A 17,768-nucleotide genomic window follows, 5' to 3' on the forward strand; every position below is an offset into this window, starting at 1 on the left:
CAACCAGATTCCAATTGTTTTTCCACCATCCACGCTGTACGATTTTTCTCACCTCCTTAATCGGTTATTTGTGTCACGTCTTGACTAAATAATGCGGTTGGGACCTGTTGCCGAAGCAGCCGGTTGACGGCCGTCGTGGACAAGAAGTTCTCCGTGAAGAATTGCCGAGTTGGTTGTGGCGCCGTCAAACACCCGTTAAACATGAACGTGCACGTGTCCGCGAATTCTGCGCAGAAGTCCATGTCGTGACTGGCCATAATCAGCGTTAGCCCGGCTTGGTGTTTCGTCTGCAAGATACGCCCAACCAGCAATTTCGTCGCCGGATCCAAGCCCTTAGTCGGCTCGTCTAGCAGCAGGACTTGTGGCCGCGTAATCAACGCCAAGGCTAAGCCCAGAAGCTGTTGCTGGCCACCACTGAGGTCAAATGAATTCTGCTCGGCCACCGCTTGCAATTGAAACGTTGCCAACGCCTTTTGCACCCGGTCGGTCACGTCGCCGGATGCCAGCTTGGCTTGGGCCGTTAACTCCTCAGTGACCGTGTCCCCGTTGAACTGCTCCGTGGGATTCTGTGACAAATAACTCAATTGCCGCAGTCGGTCACGATTTTTCATTTTCCAAATAATCTGCTGATTCAAGCGGACCTTGCCGTGTTGTGGCTTGCGCAGACCCGCCAGCACCGTTAACAGCGTCGACTTGCCGGACCCATTTTTGCCAATGATGGCTAGCCAACTCGCTGGCGTGACGGTCAGGTCCAGCTGATGTAAAATGTCGCCGGTCGTTGGGTACCGTAGCGAGACGTGTTGCGCCTCGAAGTGCCAGTCCGCTGGCCGCGCAATGGCCTCGGGTTCCGGTAACGTCGCTGCTTTAAACCGCCAATCTCGCTGGGTAATCAGCCGCCGACCCGCCGTCACTGTCAACGGCAACGGTGTCGCATCCAGGTGATGGGCCAGAAAAAAATGGGGCACGGCCGGCACAAACGGCTGGAGCTTGGGAGCAGCCTGCATGCGCCGTAATCCCGTCGAGACATCCCCGTCATACGTGAGGTGCCCGTCTTCCAGGAGAATCAGCCGGTTGGCTAGGGCCAACACCCGATTCAACCGGTGCTCCGTCAATACGATGGTGATGGCAAGCTCATCGTGCACCTGTTGTAAAATGTTCAAAAAGTTCTGGGCTGTCGTCGGATCCAACTGGGCGGTGGGCTCATCCAGGAGAATCACCTGGGGCTTCAGCGCTAGGACCGAGGCCAAATTAACCAACTGGAGCTGCCCACCCGAAAGGTCCTGAATCGGCATGTGGAGAAACTGATTTAACCCTAGGAAATTAGAAACCTCAGCGATGCGACTGTTCATTTCGGCCGTCGAATAACCTAAGTTTTCTAAGGGAAACGCCAACTCCTCGATCACCGTGGCCATGATGGGTTGGACTTGCGGGTCCTGGGCGACGTAGCCCAACTGTTGCGCACTGACGGTGCTGGTGAGGTCGGCCACTGGCGTTCCCTGATACAACACGTCGCCACGCTGTTCACCAGCCGGCTTGAGTTCCGTCTTCAACTGCTTCAGTAAGGTGGTCTTGCCACTCCCGGTCGCCCCCACGACGGTGACGAACTCGCCGGCAGCGATTTTCAGGGAAATGTCCACCAGCGTTGGCTGTGTCTGCCCGGCATATGTAAATGATAAATTTGAACAGTTAATCAATTCTCGCATAACTTATATCCCCCCTCACCGACTAATGGTAATCCCACAAACGCTAGCAATGGGAGGAGTAACCAACCATCATGACTGCCCAAAATGGTAAATCTAGTGACATCACCAGTCCAGCCCCATCCTTGAAAACGGAGAATCATGGTCAGGCCGAAGATAACTAGGCTACCGACAATAAACCAGCCGTCCATAGCCTGCCAACGAAACGTCTGGTAGTGACTGCGCTTCTTGGCACCAAATCCACGGGCCTCCATCAAGACCGCCGTTTCCATGGCTGACGAAACGGAATCAATCAATAGGATTCGCAGCAACTGCCCCGTCTTCTGCAACCGCTCACGCCAACTGCCCTCGTTCAACACCACGTTGCGGGTCTTCTGGAGCATCAATAGTCGGCGGAATTTCTGAGTAAAGAGGTTGACCATTCGTAGCGAAATCGTCAGGAGCATGGCCAAACGTGGCACAACTGGGAATAATAGATAACTCAGCTTGGGCGTGGTGATGACCCCATTGAAGAGCACGAACGCCAGAATCATGCCACCCAACGAGAGGGCCATGGTCACCCCGTACAGTGTCGCGGTCTGCGTGATGCGAAAGGTCCAACCGCCCAACTGCCAGGACCACAACGTCTTGGCCCCCGTCTGATTTAAAATCACGTTAAAGACAAAAATCATCAGCATCAGTGAACCGACACCCTTTAGCGTTCCCCAAACCTTCTGGCGACTGAAGTACCAACTACATAAGACGGCTAACCCAACAAATAAAACGCCCGTTACTAATAAATGGTTAAACACCAGTAGGAGAACAAATAGTTCAACAAAATAAATTGTCGCCGTCAAAGGATGCAAGCGACTAAAGAAATTCAATTCGTCAAAGATCCCGACTCTCATGTTTGCTTCCCACCTATTCATTATGAAACCGTTTTCTAGTATTCTATGATAGCATCTCAGTTATTTCACAATCCCCAATATCTTGTTAAGGTTATCCTTTTTAGTACTACGAGTTGTGTTTTATTGCTATTTTTATATTTTCTTGTCACTACTGGTGGAAATTATACCAGGAATGTTGCTGCCGCGTTTAGCCAGGTCGACTGAACTGCTCCCTTGACGACCGCGTCGCCCCCATCACGGCGTCCTTTCCCCAAGTCACTTTTATTTTCACCGCACGCAAAAAGCCAGTCCCTCTCCCGCTACTGTGCGTGAAGGACTGACTTCTGATTAAGGTTATTTTGAAATGGTGCGCACGATTTGCTCACTGATTATCTGGAGGTCTTGTTGTTCCCCACCCACAATGCTGGGGGCAAAGTTGGACTCGATGATATAGCCGACCAATTGGCCCGCAATGATGCGAATGATTCCCGGACCATCAACGTCGTCACGTAATTCTCCCGTCTCACGAAACATCTTCAAAAGTTCTGCCAGGAAATTAAAGTCATCAACCGTCAACAATTTGCCAAACAAATCACGCATTTCCTGGCTAATCATCATTTCCATGGCCAGAATCTTAATCGCTTCTTTATTGCCCGTTATGAAGGCATATCGGTCGTGCACCATGAAGCTCACCATCTCTGGCAGACTTCCGCAGGCACGAATCCCATCAAAAAACGCATCCCGGTAATGGGGAAATAGATGTTCCATGATGGGTTCCACGATGGCCAACAGGAGATCCTGTTTCGTGTGAAAATACTTAAAGATGGTAGCTTGACTGATGCCCGCCTTTTCCGCTATTTGAACGGTCGAGGTGCCGTCGAATCCTTGCTCCGAGAAGAGCGTCAGCGCCGCCACCAACGCAGATTTCTTCCCCTTTGGCATTTTTTCGTGGTCTAGCCATTGGCGGTAACTACTAAATACATCCGGTTCCACACGCTTCACCCTTTCTAACGCTTTTGAACTTGATCTTTTACTCGCCTCCGGGTGAGTGAAAATAGGCCGTGACGCTGTGGGCGGGCGCCCGGAGCCGTAGAGCGGTCTCCGGGCTTACTTTGAGCCGCTTTGTGTCTCAAAGATACCAATTCCCTAAGCGGCACAGCCGCTAAGGGAATTCCTACGGCTGAACCCATTTTCATCATCCTTGCGACTTACTTCTGTTTGGGTCGTTAGAACGGACTCACTACTGGCTTAATCCCATTCCTCTTGGCGTTACGCCAGTACCTCAAGCTCCGTACTTACTTCTGTTTACACTGTAAGAACGTCCCCCACCACTTTATTTTCTAGCGGCTTAGCACGCTCTGGCTTTTATCCATTATTTGTTGATATCCAATTTATTATACGCGATTCGCAGCCCAATCTCTCGTCCTTTCCTAAACTTTCCGGTACCGCTTCAGGCCGATGATGTTCAAGAACGTCAGCACAACCAGGAAGACTAACAAGACCAGAATGTTCCCACCTTCGTCAAAGATGGACGTCCCCCGCATGATGACATCACTAACGGCATCGCCGGAGTATTTCAATGGGATGATGTAGGAAATATCTTTGACCCAATCGGCCATCGAGTCCAGTGGAATGATCCCGGAGAAGAAAATCTGTGGAATGACGACCAGGGGAATGAATTGCATCATTTGGAATTCGGAGTTGGCAAACGTTGACAGCAAAATTCCAAAGGCCAGAGCGACCAGCGCGAGAATCAGGTTGATCACAACCACGCTGGCCATGTTGCCGACCACTTCCATGCCAAGCAACCAAACCGTAATCAAAACGATGAGCACCGTTTGAATCACGGCCAGGATCCCATAGCTCAACATGTAGCCAAAGACGATGGACGACCGCTTAACCGGGGTTGCCAGCAACCGATCCAGGGTGCCCGTCGTCCGTTCCTTTAACAGCGCCATCCCGGAGATCAGGAAGACGAAGAAGAACACGAAGAAGCCCATTAGGATTGGTAACATTTTAGCAAAGTAGCCGGTATTCTTATCCCCATAAACGTAGTGATTGGTGATTTTGGGCGCCTGTTGACTAGTACTCTTGGTAGCCGTCGTCGTTGACTTGGCCTTTGCTGCTGCGGCCTGCTTGGCAGCGGCGGCGTTCCCTGTCGCGGCCGGGGTGCTAGCCGCCTGTTGCTTTTGCATAACCATCAGCTGAGCTTGGAGCTTGGCCATCCCGGTCGTGCTCTTCTTCAGTGCCGACTTCAGTTGGTCAACACTGGTGGCCGTGACGGCATTTTTAAACGCCATTTTAACCGCGGTCGTCTTACTGGAGTCCGTATTGGCGTAGGTCAAATCGTAGGTGTTGCCAGTCTTCTTGATAATGGCATCAATTTTTTCATCCTGCAACGCCCGCTTGGCAGCCGCCTTGGTGTCGTAGGTCTTCACGGCAACGTGCTTGATGTCGCCCATTTCTTGATTTAATTTCTGCGTGACGGCGACGGTTCCCACGTTCACGTCCGTGGTCGAGTTCGTGTTAAAGATCACACTCATTAGCAACATGATCAAGATGGGGGCGACAAACATTAACGCTAACGTTCGCTTATCGCGGATGAGTTCCTTCAGCACCCGGTTCATAATCGCAATTGTTCTCATTGTTCAACACCCTCCGCCTTTAAGAAAACGTCCTCAATCGTGTTCACGCCGTACTGTTGCTTCAACACTGCGGGCTTATCAAACGCCATGACCTTGCCGCCCAGCAACAGGGCCACCCGGTCGGTCAGTTCTGCTTCATCCATCACGTGAGTCGTAATCAAAATGGCCCGCCCCTCATCACGAATCTTCCCCAGTTCTGCCCAAATTTGCCGCCGCAGCGCCGGGTCAATGCCGACCGTGGGTTCATCTAAAATTAGCAGTTCCGGATTGCCCAGCAGCGCGATGGCCAACGACAACCGCCGCTTCATCCCACCGGAGTAACCGGCGACACGCTTCTTCAGGTCGGCCGTCAGATCAACGACGCCGGCGGCATGGGCAATCTCTGCGGCCATGTTGGCCTTGGCAATCCCCTTCATCAAGCCAAAGAATTTTAAATTCTCTTCCCCGGACAAGTCGTCGTACAACGCATCCGTTTGGGCCATGTACCCTATCCGCCCCAGCAATTCACGGTCGGGCATGACGGTGTCAAAAACTTTGGCAGACCCGCCGTTGGCAACTTCCATCCCCAAGGCCACCTTGATGACCGTAGATTTCCCAGCGCCAGATGGTCCAATCAACCCAACGATTTCGCCAGCGTTAACGGTTAAATTAATATCCTTCAAAACGGTCTGATCACCGAACTTCTTGGCCAAATGCGCTAAATCAATCATTGCTTGTGCCATAATAATGCCTCCCAAAACAGCTTTTGTGATAGGTGAGTGATTAATCACTTACTCAATAAGGTGAGTATATACTCACCTCTGATTTTTGTCAATAATGCTTAAAGTTTTTTCGGTCATTTACTGATTCAGCGCAGCATCCATCCCCCTGATTTCCTAGCGTTATGGCCAATTGTGCGCAGCAAAAAGTGGTCAACTTTTGACCGTCAACCACTCGTCTAACCTCATCTACATTAATGAACCTCGTCCCGCAACGTCAGGCCACTATAGTCTTCCATCTCCGCCGTCGTCGGGTAACCGCCCAGCTTCATGACCTTATCGCCCACAATGGTCACGGGTAGGACTTCAATGCCATAGTCCGCAATTAGCTTAGCAACCTGCTTTTCCCGCACGAACGCCTGGGGATTCTGAGCCAGGTTCCGCCGCAGGACCCGAACGTTATCGCTGTGATTGATCAGCTTGGTCTGCGCGGTCAGGCGAATCAGATTTGGGTTCACGCTGGGGCCACAAACCCCGGTCGGACAGCAAAGCGCTTCTTCGTAAATATTGATTTTTTTCATTTCGCTTATCTCCTAACTTTTGGCTGGTTGAAGGCGTTGGGCTTCGAAATTGGCTTGGACACCGACCACCGCCAAGTGATTGTCCGCGGCCGTGGCGACCCGGTCAATCCACGGTTGCTCATTTTGCGCTCGGACTTGGAGAAACGGACTCAATTTACCGGTGGTACCGAGCAAACTCTGGTTGACGACCCACCAGGTGTGGGCAATCTTCGCGCGGTCTAAGTCCCGTTGTAACCGGAGCGTTTCATACACCGGCGTGGCCTCTGGCAAGGTGACCATGATGGTTTCCGTCTGCTTCGGGTCTTGTAGCCGCGGGAACAAACGCGTAACTGCGGCGGGAACGGCGCCAGTCGTGCGTTTGACCTCGGCCGCGTAGCTTTCCGTCGAGGACAACAGGAGTAGCGTATGCCCGGTTGGCGCGGTATCGATGACCAGCACGTCGCTGTCGTCCTCATCCACGATCTTGGCAAAGGCCTCGAACGTCGCAATTTCCTGGGTGCACGGCGACTTCAGGTCCTCCATCACGTAGTCGACGTCCTCACTGCCCATGTCCTGCTTGGCTTGGGCGATGACGGCTTCCTGGTAGTCCTTGAGCACCTGTTGCTCATCGATGTGGCTGACCTGAATGGCCGGGTCTAACCGGAACCAGCTCAGGTGATCCGCGGGGTCGGTCGTGGTCAAATGCACGCGTTTGCCTTGGCGAGCCAGCTGTTGGGCCACCTGAACGGCGATGGTCGTTTTGCCCACGCCGCCCTTACCCATGGTGAAAATGATGCGCTGATTCTGTAGCGCTTGCACGACGCGGTCCAGCCCGGGATAATCGGCTACCGCTGGCGCTTGCTGGGTCAATTTTGGTTGTTCATCCGCTAGTAACTGACGCAGTTGGGGCACGCCACTCACGTTGTAGGCGCGCAGGGGCACCTGCCAAGCCACGGGTAAAATATTAAACGGAATCGCCGCCAGGTCGGCCTGTTGCTGCTGGTAAAGCTCTGGCGCTGCGGCCTGCTGGTCGGCGGGCAAGACGCCGTTGATCACCAGTTGATGATGCGTGATGCCCAGCTTAGCCAGTTCCGTGACGGTTCGACTGGCCTCCTGGAGCGTTGCCCGTTGTGGCCGTGCCACCAGCACCAACGTGGTTTGCTCCCCATCCGCCAACACCTGGGTGGCCTGATGGTAGCGTTCCTTTTCCTCGCCCAAGCCAGACAATTGACCCAGGCAACTCGTGCCAAATTTATTCTCATCGAGGTACTGACTCCACGCGGCGGGCAGCTGGAGCATCCGCAACGTGTGGCCGGTTGGCGCGGTATCAAAGAACACGTAATCATAGGTCTCGTTAACGGTTTGATTCGTCAACATATTCGCAAACTCATTGAAGGCGGCCACCTCGACCGTGCAGGACCCGGAGAGTTGTTCGGCCATATTGGTCAGTGCGGCTTCCGGCAAGACATTCCGGTACGGGCCAATCACGCTTTCCCGGTACGCCGCGGCGGCTTCGGTGGGATTGAAGTTGGCCACGTCCAGGTTGGGCACGGTCGCCACTGGCTGAAGGTGGTTGGTCAGTTCTCCGGGGAAAATGTCCTGGAGGTTGCTGGCCGGATCGGTACTGATCAGGGCCACGCGTTTGCCCTGATCCGCCAACTGAACGGCGGAGCTGGCCGCAATCGTGGTCTTGCCGACGCCCCCCTTGCCCGTGAAAAAGAGGTACTTGGTCAAATCAAGCTGATCTTGAACGTTTACCATGGCACTCATCCTTCCTTGGTCGTCGCCGGTTCCAGTTCACAAACGCAGCGCTGGTCGCTGGACAGAAGCGTGGTGGTCTGTTGGAAAAAGGCCGCCGCAAAATCCTCGCTGAGCGTGTAGTGCTTCCATTTGCCTTCTTTATAACTGGTCACAATGCCCGCATCCGCTAACACCCGCATGTGGTGTGACAGAGTCGGCTGGGTGAAGTTGAAGTGGTCCAAAATGTCACACGCACAGAGCGTGCCCTGCGAAAGTAACGAAATAATTTTCAAGCGGTTCTCGTCGGCCATCGCCTTTAGCGCGGCCACGTAAGCTGCATCATCCATTTGCTCGCCTCCCTATTCGTGCGTTTAGGTGTTGGGAATCACTGGTCGTTGTCATCCCGCGCTCTAGGCTGAGAAAGGACCTCAGCCAATACCGCCGACACAGCTGACCAACTTGGCCCACCTCTGGTCACTGACATAGACGATTAATTTCTACATAAAGCCACTGAATTCCTAGTTTTCCTCTATGTACCTCAGAAGTCACATTGATATTTATCTATATGAATATGATAACGCTTTCACAAACATTCGACAAGGCTCAGCCATCGTCATTTTACAAGCCGGCAGAAACCAAAAACACCCGCGCCGACAAAACGTTCGGTAGCGGGTGTTCACTCAATTATATTATTTACGTCAGCTGACCATTACCATCAGCCGAGACGTGCTTACTGATAAAATCTAGCAAACGGAAGGTCAACGCCTCAGTCTCAACGGATTCATCGTGGTCGAGGATTTCTTGGGGCGTCTGCTGCAAGACGGACCCCGTCGCGTAATCGCCATCGTTGACCACCATCTCACGCACGTTGTTAGGCTGCGGTTCGATGTGAAACTGTAGGCCAATCACGTTGTCGCCTAGCAAGAATCCCTGATTACGCAGATGCTGGCTAGAGAATAGCAGCTGGGCGCCCTGGGGAATCTCAAACATCTCCTCGTGCCAGTGTAAGACTTCCAAACTGGCGGGAATTCCCGCAATCGCTGTACTTTGCCGCGTGACTGGGGCCCAGCCCACTTCCTTAGCCGGGGCCTTTTTGACCGGGTAACCCAGCAATTTCGTAATCTGTTGGGCACCGAAGCACACGCCGAAGATTGGCTTGTGGGCGGCTAACAGTTCTTGGATCAACGCACGTTCCGCCTTGATCCACGGCTGGTCGTCATTGGGACTCATCGGTCCGCCTAGAATCACCAGCAGGTCCGTTTCCGCCGCGGTCGGTAATTTGCCATACGTGGCCGGATGATAAGTATAAAGCTCATGGCGGTTGGCGTTGGCCCAACTCGTAATGGCGCCGGGGCCCTCGTCGGCCGCATGCTGTAACACGTTGATACGCATGAAAATCCCTCCTACAATTGTCCTAATACTAGACACAGGATTGATTGGCCAGGCCTTGACGCCCCGCTAGTTCTTGCAGTTAAACATTCATGGGATAGTAAACTTCGTTGCTAAAGTACCGCGGTCCCCGTTGCTTGGCGAGTTGTTTCGTCCGGTAGTAGTGCGCGCTGGTCCAGATGCCGGCACCGCCAGCCTGGCTCAGGACGCTGATTTTCTTGCCATGATAGGTCTTGGTCATCACTTTGTAGTAATCGCCATCCCCCATGATTTGATTCCAGCCACGAACGTTGATCCATTGCGCTTGGTGCGCGGTTTTGTTTGTGACCATACTCCAGGAATAGTGTTTCTTAAATTTCTTCGCGCTTAACTTGTGATGATGAATGTGCGCCACGTACTTGGCCGCCTGCCCATCGTAATACGTCAGGCCAGAGATTCGCTTGGCACTAAACGTCAGCGTGTCCATCTTGCCATGTTCATAGTGGTACCACGTATGCCGGTAACGTTGCGGCACCGCTTTCAAAGTTGTCTTGGTTTTCGCCTGCGCCGTCACCGGTGTTCCCAGTGACACGCCCCCGACAGCCAACAGAGTGACAGCGGTCGCAACCGCCAGCATCATCTTTTTCATGTGTAAATCCTCCCCGAAATAAGAGTGGGTCTGGCCCGTCTCTACGCCCTTAATTATACGCTTCTGGGCGGTTTTTCAGCCGATAAAATCTGGTGAAATTGAATTTGTAACAATTGAAACGTGGGCGGGCACTAAACGCAATCTCGTCCTTCAAATCATCATTTCTACCAGTAATTGACTACTGGTTGCAAACGTCGCTACTTTCGACTAATCTAAATCGTAATTAATCCACTAATTAAGGAGTGACCCCATGGACTACTTACTCATTTTACGGGCGGTAAACGCTGGCACCCCACACATCGTCAAAATGGCCGACCTCCGTGACTGGCTCACGGCCACGGGCCTACAACACGTGGAGACCTACCGTAACAGTGGCAACGCCTTCTTCACGAGTCCCCACTCGCTAACCGACTGTGCTCGGCTGGTGGCCGATGTGTTAGCGACACACCTAGACTTCCCTCAGCCTTTTGGCCTCTTCACCCGCGAAGAACTCATCAATGCCTGTGCCCAGGCCCCCAGTTGGTGGGACGGGCACGGCAATCGCCAGCACATGTTGCTGTTCAAGTTGACCACCTATGCCCCCGGCCAGGATACCTGGCTGATGAACCAGCTAACACCTATCGACCACGTCGTCTGCACACCGCGCTTGATTTTCTGGACCGTCGATAGTCAACGCGGATTTCAGCGGTCCTTTTACCGTCAACTGATTGGGACGTCATTCTACCAGCAGACCAGTACCCGTAGCTATTCGACCGTCCAGTATTTTACCCAACACTTTGCCAAGTGACTGTCACAGTCATGCTATAATATAACCGACTTTAACGTTTAGAAGGGACTGACTCCATGGACTACCTACTCCTCCTGCGCGGCATCAACGTTGGTGGCAAACACCGCGTGCCAATGGCGGACCTGCGCAATTACCTGACGGCCGCTGGCTTTACCCACGTGCGCTCATATATCAATAGCGGCAACCTATTGGTCACTAGCAACCGGTCGCAAGTCGACTGCGAAACCACCATCCAGCACGTGCTCACCAGTCATTTTGACTTTCCACTACCCTTTCGCCTGTTAGCCCAGCCAGAATTTCTCACCGACCTCGCGCAGGCCCCCGCGTGGTGGGGTGCCGATAAGCAGCTTCGACACAATGCCCTCTTCAAGCTAAATGATTACACTAGTGCTAACGATACCTGGCTAATCGACCACGTCACCGCGGACTACGACCAGGTGCTGGTCACGCCCAACGTAATCTTCTGGACGTCGACGCTCAAGCACCACTTTAGCCGCTCCTTCTATTCAAAAATTATGGGCACGCCGCTTTACCAGCAGACCAGTACCCGCAACTACAACACGACCATGAAACTCAAACAACTTTTGGAGGCGTCCCATGATTAGACCCGTTGTTCACGACCAAACTCGTTTAGCACAAAAGAGCCGACCCGCTACTAAGGCCGACGCCGCAACCGTTACCGACTTACTCGACACCCTTAAGGCCAACAGCGAAAACTGCGTGGGAATGGCCGCCAACATGATTGGCGTTAACCTGCGGATCATCGTGGTCGACATGGGCATTCTGCCCGTCGCTATGATCAATCCGGTCATCACCAAGCAGGCCGGTCCCTTTCAAACCAGTGAGGGCTGCCTCTCACTGACCGGTGAGCGACCAACCAAACGGTTTAAGACGATTGAAGTTGACTTCCTCAATCAGGCCTACCAGAAACAACACCAGACATTCACCGGTTTCGTGGCGCAAATTATTCAACACGAAGTCGATCACTGCAACGGCATTATTATTTAAAAACCTAATTGACTGTAAAAAAATAACCCAGAGAAATCAGTGACGATTTCTCTGGGTTATTTCTTTTTAGCCGTTAACTTGAGCCAGCCCCAACCAATCAAGGCCAGGTTAAAAATCATAATCAAGGCCCATAGCCACAAGTAATCGCTGATGAGTTCAGGAATCTGGGCGTGCCATAGCGCCAAAGCCATCCCAACAATCAGGACGGCATTGATGGCCAGACCAATGCGCTTGGCCTGCCGCTGCTTCGCAAAGGCGGTCGCCGCAATAATCAGGAGCATCATCGACGTCATGACCACATTGGCCTCACCCCAATCAAAGTCGACGCCAAAACTACTCATTGTGGATGGCTGAAGCGAAATAATCAGGAGAAACATCAAGCTCCCCACCGCGTTCAACAGGGGGACACAGCCATAGAGTTTTTGCATGATTGTCACCCTTCCGTTATTATCGCCTCGACTGTAGCGGAGTTTAAACGGAAAGTAAACCAATCCGCTGGGGGTAGGTTGTTTGGGATTACAAACAGAGTGCGGAGCTAGCCGTTTAGGTCCTGAGCATTAGGGAGTCCTGGGGCTTCTGTTCGACAACGTCGGACAGGAGTCGCAGGACTTTCTAAGCGCAGGGACCTGGCTAGCGTAGCACGTTTCGGAAGCCGCCAGACTTGGGATTGAAAATGTGGGCGTTTAGCTGGCGAGCATTAACGTCACTAAGTGAATGACCCCGGGCTTGGGTCGTTTGCTTAGTGGGGTTAAGCGCAACCAGCTGCCCGCGGACGCACGTTTCAGAGGCTGCCAGACTTGGGATTGCGAATTCGAGAGACCAACTTTACTTGAGCATTAGGGAGTCCTGGGGCTTCTGTTCGACAACGTCGGACAGGAGTCGCAGGACTTTCTAAGCGCAGGGACCTGGCTAGCGTAGCACGTTTCGGAAGCCGCCAGACTTGGGATTGAAAATGTGGGCGCTTAGCTGGCGAGCATTAACGTCACTAAGTGAATGACCCCGGGCTTGGGTCGTTTGCTTAGTGGGGTTAAGCGCAACTAGCTGCCCGCGGACGCACATTTCAGAGGCTGCCAGACTTGGGATTGGAAATTCGAGAGACCAACTTTACTTGAGCATTAGGGAGTCCTGAGGCTTCTGTTCGACAGCGTCGGACAGAAGTCGCAGGACTTTCTAAGCGCAGGGACCTGGCTAGCGTAGCACGTTTCAGAAGCCGCCAGACTTGGGATTGAACATGCAGGAGCTCACTTCAACAATCGTATCCCCACATATTTCAACAAAAAAAGGAACCCAGAAGTCTCCTTCCAGGTTCCCCTCAAGCTAAGCTAAGAATTCCTTCAGTTTCGTGCCCAAGGTTGGGAAAATCAGAATCTGCTTCTGCTGGAAATCCTTGGCAGTCAAGCCCAACCCGATAACGCTGACCAACTGGTTCATGTCGTCCGTGGCGGTTTGACTGACCTCGGCTGCGCCCACCAGTCGTTGGTCGTGGTCAAAGACCCCAATTAATTCGGCGTCTTGATCATTGGTCCCCGCATAGGCAAAGTCTGGGGACAAGCCCATTTTCTTCAAATGGTATCGGCTATCTGCGGTTGCTTCGGCCACCGGAACCCCGACTTGTGCCACTTGTGGAAAGGTAAAGGACCCCGTGCCCGTGACTGGGTAGTGGATGGGTTCGTCGTCAGTCGCCGTTAAATAGGCGCCCTCAAACTGGGCAACCGGCGTGAGTTTCGGCGCAACTGCGGGTGACTTCGCCACCACATCGCCGGCCGCGTAAATGCCGGCCACGTTGGTTGCTAAATGGTCATCCACGATGATACCCTGCCGATTGGTCTCGACGCCCGCCGCTGCCAGATTTAATTGATCAATGTTCGGACGACGCCCGGTCGCGTCAATCACGTAGTCGGCCGTGTAACTGTCGCCTTCCGCGGTCGTCACGCTAAAGTCAGTCCCGGTCTGCGTCACTGCATTCACGGACTGGCCGAAGTGGAATTTGATTCCCCGTGCCTGCATCTGCTTGACCACCACGTTCACGTGTGGTTGGTAGAACGCGCCTAACGCATGGGGGGCGTGCTCAACGATTTCAACGCTGGCGCCCGCTGCGCTCAGTACCGTGGCCAATTCCATGCTGACGTAACCCCCACCAATGAAGAGCACGCGTTGTGGCAACTCGGCCAGGTCCAACACATCATTGCTGTTGTGGGTGAGTTCTTTACCTGAAATCGGTAGCTGATTAGCCGTTACACCAGTCGCAATCACGATTTTATCCGCCGTAAATTGTTCATCGTTGACCGCCACGGTGTGGGCATCGATGAAGCTGGCCGTACCTTGACGCGTGGAGACCGTTTCCGAATCAAACGCCGCCTGTGCATTCGCTGGGTATGGCGCAAAGGTGGCCTTCTTCGTTGCCATCAGCGCAGGCCAATCGATTTTAGCAGCCGTCTGAATGCCCCGTTGCTGAAGCTGTTGGGAAATCAAGACGGACCGCACAGCACCTTCTAGGAAAATCTTGGGTTCGCAACCATAATTGGGGCAGGTTCCCCCGAACAAATCGTTGTCCACAATCAGAACGGTCTGCGAACTGTGGGCTTCCTTCAACGCCGTCACGAGGCCGTACGCAGCTGGGCCACTACCTAAAACAATATAATCAAATTTTTGAGTCATCTAAGCACCTAACGCTTTCTTTAATTCTGCAGCAAACAACGGCTTGGGCCGAGCACCCACCAGGCGATTGATCACCTGGCCATCCTTCTTGATCAGGAAGGTCGGAATCCCCTGAACGTTGAATCGACTGGCCACTTCTTGGTCATGATCCACATTGATCGACGTGAAGGTCACCCGCTCACCAAATTCTTCACTGGTCGACAGGCTTTTTAAAATGGGGTCCATCATCTTACAAGGCGGACACCAGTCGGCCCGGAAGTCGACAACGGTGACGCCGGTATTGGTTTCATTTTCAAAATTATCATCGTGGATTTCTTTAATCATGAGAAGATCCTCCTGTTTACATACCCCAATAGGCATTCATCCATTAATTAGTCAACGTTTCAATTATTTCATTTCATCATCAAGGCTTATAAAACGTTAGCTAATTAACAACGAGACTCAATATACCCCCTTAGGTATATTTTAGCAAGCTTTTTTGCTTACTTTTTATAAGACGTGACGTAAAAACAGCGCTAGCACGCGAATGCTGGTGCTGAATTATTTTTTACTGACATAACTGATCCATCCAATCAAACAACTCGGGTAAGTCATAATCTCCACTGTGGGGTGTGGTCCACGGCATGGCGCAATCGACGTCATACCCTTGGTTACGGAGCTTCGTCGCCAAGATTATCGGAATGGCAAACGAGGTATCCCGGTCAGCGGCGCCGTGGCGAATCCGCCAATGCGGGGCGACCTGGGACTGTTTCTTTAATAGATAAGTCAACGGATTAACCGCGGCTACCAGGTCGGCATCGGCCAACTGTGCCGGCACAGTCGTATGCCTTTGGGCAAACGCAGTGAAGTGTCGGGCCGCCGTCAAGCGACTGCCGAAGAAGTCATTAGTGGAAATGCTGGTCGGACGCAATTCATTTGCCGAAACGCATGGCTAATTACGCGGTAGATCCTGATTTTGCGTTTGAATCAAGGTGATGAGTTGCCACCGCTCCGTGGGCAACGGCGGCCGTGCAGGACTGTCAACTGGTCGACAAACCTTGGTCGGCCAGCTGAGTTGATAGTCCAGGGAAAGCTCGCTGAACAGATTCAGCTGATGGCCCCGATAACCTTTGACATAGCTGTTGACCCGGCCATTAAAATGGATCACGTCGCCCCGCTCGAGCTGACCCAACCGCTGAAAACCCTTGGTCAGGTTGAACCAGAGGTGGTCCGTCAACAGCTGTTCGGTCGTTGCCAAGCGCACCTGCCGCAGTAAAATCGTCGGCTCCTCCCCCTTATAACCAGATTTAATACCGTACCGCTCAAAAATCCCCTTGAATGGGTGTCGCTCCGTGCTCCCTAAGTTTGCCAACTGTTGTCGCTGACTCGACCGCGTTTTCATGGCTGTTGCCCCCTTTTAGGTTAACTCCGTAATTAATCGCCAAATGTTTTTTTGAATTCAAAATAGTTTGCCTGTAACCTTTACCAACGTAACCACGTTCACTAACCGTCGGAACTGACGTCTACACCTATCCACAACCCATTTGTGAAATCAGCGAGCCATATCCGTTGTTGTAAGCGCTATCATCAGGTAGAATGACTAAAGGAATTTCACAAGTACATACGACCCGAAACCATTATTTAGTTCAATGAAAGCGAGCGATAACTATGCAGAATTTGTCCCGTCACATTTCGTTTCCCCGCCTCCTGATTTTGGGTGCGTCCAGCGTCATCGGCAGTAGTTGGATCTATACCAATGGCATTTTCTTCGACAAATACGGCGCTGGGGGCGAAATCTTTGGCTTCATGCTGACCACGTTCATCACCGTGCTGGCCTCCCTGTCCTTTGCGGAGCTCTCCTCCATCTTTCCGCGGAGTGGCGGGCCCGTGGTGTATAGCTATCTGGCCTTTAGCAAACGCTGGGGGTTCGCGACCGGCTGGGCGATTCTAGGCGCCTATTTGAGCGCGCTATCCTTCTACGTGACGGCATCGAGCATGTTGCTGGCGACGCTGGTGCCGAAGATTTCGACGGGGCCGGGCTACACGATTGCCGGGGCCCACGTTTCGTTGATGGAACTGGCGATTGGGGTGGCGTTCACTCTCTTCATTTTCGCGTTAAATATCCGCGGCACCAAGCTGACGGCGGGCGTTCAAGCGGTGCTGTTCATTGGCCTGGTGATTCTGGGTGGCGCGCTGGTCGTCACCGGCTTTACGCAAGGAAGTCCGAAAAACTTCTGGCCGGCCTTTGCCACCGGGAGTGATCCATTGGCCAACGTGGTGCGGTTCGTCCTGCCAGCCATGACCTTTCTGACGGGGTGGGAGGTCGTGACCATTCTGGCTGAGGAAGCGGCAATGCCTCCGCGGAAAATCGGCAAGGCCGTGGTCGGTGCCATCCTGCTGGCGGCCAGCTACTACATCATCGTGTTGCTGGCCAGCGCGTGGGTCTACCCGTGGCAAAAGACGGCGACCTTCAGCATGGGGTCCATCACAGCCTTTACCGAGGCCGGCTTCCCCCTCCTGGGAACGGCGGCCTACCTGATTGCCTTTCTGGGCCTGCTGACCAGTTTCATCGGCCTGTTCACGGCGGCGCCCCGGCTAATCTTATCACTGGCGCGGGCCGGTCTCTTGCCACCCAAGTTTGCGGAGATTAATGAAAAACACAATACGCCGGTCAACGCGACGGTGTTGGTGCTGGTCTTTGCGGTCGGCTTCGGCTGGCTGGGCAAGGGCGCGATGACCTACTTTCTGGACCTCGGCGGCTTCTTCGTGGCCATGGCCTGGGCAATCACGGCGGTCGCGCTCTGGCGGATTCGGCGCACCTACCCAACGCTCAACGGAGGCTTCCGGCTGAAACGCCTGTGGCCGAGTCTATTAGGTGGTCTGTTGGCCGTCACGATTGCCGTGGCAACGCTCTACCCCAAGTCACCGGTCGCACTGGCCTGGCCGACGGAATACATCATGCTAGCGGTCTGGATCGGCCTGGGCCTACTGTTCTACGCGCTTGGTCGCAAGGAACATCAGCCCAAAGATCAGGCGCTCCACCATCTGTTGGGCGAAAAGGAATTTCAACGCTTAAAGGATTTGAAAAAGTAGCCAAAAAAGACGGCCAC

The 17,768-nt window shown here is 53.2% G+C and carries 19 protein-coding genes; 4 read left to right on the plus strand and 15 right to left on the minus strand.

Annotation, left to right across the window (positions count from 1 at the left end):
- Positions 1 to 56: 56 nt before the first annotated feature.
- From EKM84_RS03065 to EKM84_RS03110, 10 genes are all read right to left on the minus strand, one after another.
- The gene (locus tag EKM84_RS03065) at positions 57 to 1,703 is read right to left on the minus strand and encodes an ABC transporter ATP-binding protein (protein WP_125763542.1); all 1,647 of its coding nucleotides are present in this window, start codon (positions 1,701 to 1,703) and stop codon (positions 57 to 59) included.
- Entirely contained in the window at positions 1,691 to 2,587 is an 897-nt protein-coding gene (locus tag EKM84_RS03070; protein ID WP_225418120.1) for an energy-coupling factor transporter transmembrane component T, read from the minus strand. Before EKM84_RS03070 ends, EKM84_RS03065 begins: the two co-directional genes overlap by 13 nt.
- A gap of 333 nt (positions 2,588 to 2,920) precedes the next feature.
- Positions 2,921 to 3,559 carry a TetR/AcrR family transcriptional regulator gene (locus EKM84_RS03075; protein ID WP_125763546.1) on the minus strand — a complete coding sequence of 213 codons (639 nt, stop codon included), beginning with the start codon at positions 3,557 to 3,559 and terminating at the stop codon, positions 2,921 to 2,923.
- A gap of 437 nt (positions 3,560 to 3,996) precedes the next feature.
- Complete coding sequence (locus tag EKM84_RS03080) at positions 3,997 to 5,211, minus strand: ABC transporter permease (RefSeq protein ID WP_125763548.1); 1,215 nt, start codon at positions 5,209 to 5,211, stop codon at positions 3,997 to 3,999.
- Positions 5,208 to 5,933: an ABC transporter ATP-binding protein gene (locus EKM84_RS03085; protein WP_125763550.1), complete on the minus strand. Its 726-nt coding sequence runs from the start codon at positions 5,931 to 5,933 to the stop codon at positions 5,208 to 5,210. Before EKM84_RS03085 ends, EKM84_RS03080 begins: the two co-directional genes overlap by 4 nt.
- Before the next feature lie 230 nt (positions 5,934 to 6,163).
- On the minus strand, positions 6,164 to 6,490 hold the full coding sequence (gene arsD / locus EKM84_RS03090) for an arsenite efflux transporter metallochaperone ArsD (protein WP_125763552.1): 327 nt from the start codon (positions 6,488 to 6,490) through the stop codon (positions 6,164 to 6,166).
- A 12-nt stretch (positions 6,491 to 6,502) separates the two neighbouring features.
- A complete protein-coding gene (gene arsA, locus EKM84_RS03095) occupies positions 6,503 to 8,230 on the minus strand; it encodes an arsenical pump-driving ATPase (RefSeq protein WP_125763554.1) in 1,728 nt (575 codons plus the stop codon).
- Between the two features lie 5 nt (positions 8,231 to 8,235).
- Positions 8,236 to 8,556 carry an ArsR/SmtB family transcription factor gene (locus tag EKM84_RS03100; protein WP_125763556.1) on the minus strand — a complete coding sequence of 107 codons (321 nt, stop codon included), beginning with the start codon at positions 8,554 to 8,556 and terminating at the stop codon, positions 8,236 to 8,238.
- A 346-nt stretch (positions 8,557 to 8,902) separates the two neighbouring features.
- The gene (locus tag EKM84_RS03105; protein ID WP_125763558.1) at positions 8,903 to 9,601 is read right to left on the minus strand and encodes a type 1 glutamine amidotransferase; all 699 of its coding nucleotides are present in this window, start codon (positions 9,599 to 9,601) and stop codon (positions 8,903 to 8,905) included.
- A gap of 79 nt (positions 9,602 to 9,680) precedes the next feature.
- Positions 9,681 to 10,226, minus strand: a complete 546-nt coding sequence (locus EKM84_RS03110) for a hypothetical protein (RefSeq protein WP_125763560.1) — start codon at positions 10,224 to 10,226, stop codon at positions 9,681 to 9,683.
- A 250-nt stretch (positions 10,227 to 10,476) separates the two neighbouring features.
- On the opposite strand from EKM84_RS03110, the gene EKM84_RS03115 reads away from it, so the two are divergent.
- From EKM84_RS03115 to EKM84_RS03125, 3 genes are read left to right on the plus strand one after another with little or no spacing between them, the layout of a single operon-like run.
- On the plus strand, positions 10,477 to 11,013 hold the full coding sequence (locus tag EKM84_RS03115; RefSeq protein WP_125763562.1) for a DUF1697 domain-containing protein: 537 nt from the start codon (positions 10,477 to 10,479) through the stop codon (positions 11,011 to 11,013).
- Between the two features lie 56 nt (positions 11,014 to 11,069).
- Complete coding sequence (locus tag EKM84_RS03120; protein WP_125763564.1) at positions 11,070 to 11,618, plus strand: DUF1697 domain-containing protein; 549 nt, start codon at positions 11,070 to 11,072, stop codon at positions 11,616 to 11,618.
- Positions 11,611 to 12,021, plus strand: coding sequence for a peptide deformylase (locus tag EKM84_RS03125; protein WP_125763566.1), 411 nt, complete (start codon positions 11,611 to 11,613; stop codon positions 12,019 to 12,021). Before EKM84_RS03120 ends, EKM84_RS03125 begins: the two co-directional genes overlap by 8 nt.
- A gap of 56 nt (positions 12,022 to 12,077) precedes the next feature.
- On the opposite strand, the gene EKM84_RS03130 is transcribed toward EKM84_RS03125, so the two are convergent.
- The 5 genes from EKM84_RS03130 to EKM84_RS03150 all read right to left on the minus strand — a co-directional run bounded on the left by EKM84_RS03130 (position 12,078) and on the right by EKM84_RS03150 (position 16,060).
- A complete protein-coding gene (locus EKM84_RS03130; RefSeq protein ID WP_125763568.1) occupies positions 12,078 to 12,449 on the minus strand; it encodes a hypothetical protein in 372 nt (123 codons plus the stop codon).
- Between the two features lie 889 nt (positions 12,450 to 13,338).
- On the minus strand, positions 13,339 to 14,679 hold the full coding sequence (locus EKM84_RS03135; RefSeq protein ID WP_125763570.1) for a dihydrolipoyl dehydrogenase family protein: 1,341 nt from the start codon (positions 14,677 to 14,679) through the stop codon (positions 13,339 to 13,341).
- The gene (locus EKM84_RS03140) at positions 14,680 to 15,003 is read right to left on the minus strand and encodes a thioredoxin family protein (RefSeq protein ID WP_125763572.1); all 324 of its coding nucleotides are present in this window, start codon (positions 15,001 to 15,003) and stop codon (positions 14,680 to 14,682) included.
- 223 nt (positions 15,004 to 15,226) lie between these two features.
- Complete coding sequence (locus EKM84_RS03145; protein ID WP_225418121.1) at positions 15,227 to 15,589, minus strand: hypothetical protein; 363 nt, start codon at positions 15,587 to 15,589, stop codon at positions 15,227 to 15,229.
- 21 nt (positions 15,590 to 15,610) lie between these two features.
- On the minus strand, positions 15,611 to 16,060 hold the full coding sequence (locus EKM84_RS03150) for a hypothetical protein (protein WP_125763574.1): 450 nt from the start codon (positions 16,058 to 16,060) through the stop codon (positions 15,611 to 15,613).
- Between the two features lie 266 nt (positions 16,061 to 16,326).
- Between EKM84_RS03150 and EKM84_RS03155 the strand changes: the two genes are divergently transcribed.
- The gene (locus tag EKM84_RS03155; RefSeq protein ID WP_125763576.1) at positions 16,327 to 17,751 is read left to right on the plus strand and encodes an APC family permease; all 1,425 of its coding nucleotides are present in this window, start codon (positions 16,327 to 16,329) and stop codon (positions 17,749 to 17,751) included.
- Positions 17,752 to 17,768 lie beyond the last annotated feature (17 nt).

This window comes from Levilactobacillus mulengensis (assembly GCF_003946045.1).
Classification (GTDB): domain Bacteria; phylum Bacillota; class Bacilli; order Lactobacillales; family Lactobacillaceae; genus Levilactobacillus; species Levilactobacillus mulengensis.

Bases quoted from the DNA above. Each gene is read 5' to 3' on its own strand.
- EKM84_RS03105 (WP_125763558.1), bottom strand. From the start codon at position 9,601: ATGCGTATCAACGTGTTACAGCATGCGGCCGACGAGGGCCCCGGCGCC.
- EKM84_RS03140 (WP_125763572.1), bottom strand. From the start codon at position 15,003: ATGATTAAAGAAATCCACGATGATAATTTTGAAAATGAAACCAATACC.
- EKM84_RS03135 (WP_125763570.1), bottom strand. From the start codon at position 14,679: ATGACTCAAAAATTTGATTATATTGTTTTAGGTAGTGGCCCAGCTGCG.
- EKM84_RS03085 (WP_125763550.1), bottom strand. From the start codon at position 5,933: ATGGCACAAGCAATGATTGATTTAGCGCATTTGGCCAAGAAGTTCGGT.
- EKM84_RS03080 (WP_125763548.1), bottom strand. From the start codon at position 5,211: ATGAGAACAATTGCGATTATGAACCGGGTGCTGAAGGAACTCATCCGC.
- arsA (WP_125763554.1), bottom strand. From the start codon at position 8,230: ATGGTAAACGTTCAAGATCAGCTTGATTTGACCAAGTACCTCTTTTTC.
- EKM84_RS03155 (WP_125763576.1), top strand. From the start codon at position 16,327: ATGCAGAATTTGTCCCGTCACATTTCGTTTCCCCGCCTCCTGATTTTG.
- EKM84_RS03150 (WP_125763574.1), bottom strand. From the start codon at position 16,060: ATGAAAACGCGGTCGAGTCAGCGACAACAGTTGGCAAACTTAGGGAGC.
- EKM84_RS03130 (WP_125763568.1), bottom strand. From the start codon at position 12,449: ATGCAAAAACTCTATGGCTGTGTCCCCCTGTTGAACGCGGTGGGGAGC.
- EKM84_RS03100 (WP_125763556.1), bottom strand. From the start codon at position 8,556: ATGGATGATGCAGCTTACGTGGCCGCGCTAAAGGCGATGGCCGACGAG.
- EKM84_RS03110 (WP_125763560.1), bottom strand. From the start codon at position 10,226: ATGAAAAAGATGATGCTGGCGGTTGCGACCGCTGTCACTCTGTTGGCT.
- EKM84_RS03120 (WP_125763564.1), top strand. From the start codon at position 11,070: ATGGACTACCTACTCCTCCTGCGCGGCATCAACGTTGGTGGCAAACAC.
- EKM84_RS03125 (WP_125763566.1), top strand. From the start codon at position 11,611: ATGATTAGACCCGTTGTTCACGACCAAACTCGTTTAGCACAAAAGAGC.
- EKM84_RS03065 (WP_125763542.1), bottom strand. From the start codon at position 1,703: ATGCGAGAATTGATTAACTGTTCAAATTTATCATTTACATATGCCGGG.
- EKM84_RS03070 (WP_225418120.1), bottom strand. From the start codon at position 2,587: ATGAGAGTCGGGATCTTTGACGAATTGAATTTCTTTAGTCGCTTGCAT.
- EKM84_RS03115 (WP_125763562.1), top strand. From the start codon at position 10,477: ATGGACTACTTACTCATTTTACGGGCGGTAAACGCTGGCACCCCACAC.
- arsD (WP_125763552.1), bottom strand. From the start codon at position 6,490: ATGAAAAAAATCAATATTTACGAAGAAGCGCTTTGCTGTCCGACCGGG.